This is a genomic window from Streptomyces sp. 8P21H-1 (genome assembly GCF_013302945.1).
Genome location: NZ_JABTYA010000290.1, coordinates 1 through 884 on the forward strand (window position 1 = coordinate 1; position 884 = coordinate 884).

At 72.3% G+C, this 884-nt stretch carries 1 pseudogene; it reads left to right on the forward strand.

The features are described from left to right. A pseudogene (locus tag HO151_RS06190) lies at nucleotides 1-366 on the forward strand (oxidoreductase); the annotation flags it as partial. Nucleotides 367-884 lie beyond the last annotated feature (518 nt).

Sequence of the window (884 nt, forward strand, 5' to 3'; positions counted from 1 at the left end):
GGGCGCCTCGACGGTCTGGCGCGGCTGGTCGTCGCCGGAAGCTCGGCGCCCGCCCTGGTGACCGCCGCCGTGGTGCACGGCGAACTCCTCGCGCTGCGCCCGTTCGGCTCCCACAACGGGCTGGTCGCGCGCGCGGCCGAACGGATCGTCCTCGTCGGCAGCGGCCTGGACCCCAAGTCGGTCTGTCCGCCCGAGGTCGGCCACGCGGAACTCGGCCGCGCGGCCTACGCGGCCGCTCTGGACGGCTACGCCTCCGGGACCCCGGAGGGGATGGCGGCCTGGATCGCCCACTGCGGCAGGGCGGTCGAACTCGGCGCCAGGGAGTCGACGGCCGTGTGCGAGGCGCTGCAGCGGGGCGCCGCGTAGGTCCCGGACGCCGCACGGGTCCGTCCCGAACAGGGTTGCGGCGGTACGGATGTCCGTACCGCCGCTGGCATGACCACCGGGTTACCAAGCGTCCTCGAAGTGTTGCCCATCAGGTCGGGAACTGTTGCCCGTCGCCTGGTGCGGCTGGCCCGTAATCGACGGGTCGACGTCGCGTGGGTGCCCGGTGTTCATGCTCGGTCCGTGGGGCCTCTGTTGCGTGAGTAGGTCTTCCTTTCGGATGTCCTGGGTCTCGCGGGCCGTCCATTCCTTTGTACTCCAGGACCGGAGCAAGCGGAAGCCCTTGCTGCACTCCTTTACTTTTGCCTCAAAAGGAGTGAATCGGTCGCTCGGCCCGGAAGGGCGCACACCGAGGCGCCGGAGGGCGGGCGCGGTGCCCCGCCCTGCGGTGTGGGCGTCGTGTCGGTGTCGGTGTCAGGGGCCGACGCCGGTGTCGGTGCCGGCCGCTCAGCCCACCGTCGCGCGGCGCCGGCTGGCATACCAGACGAGCCCCGCCGTGG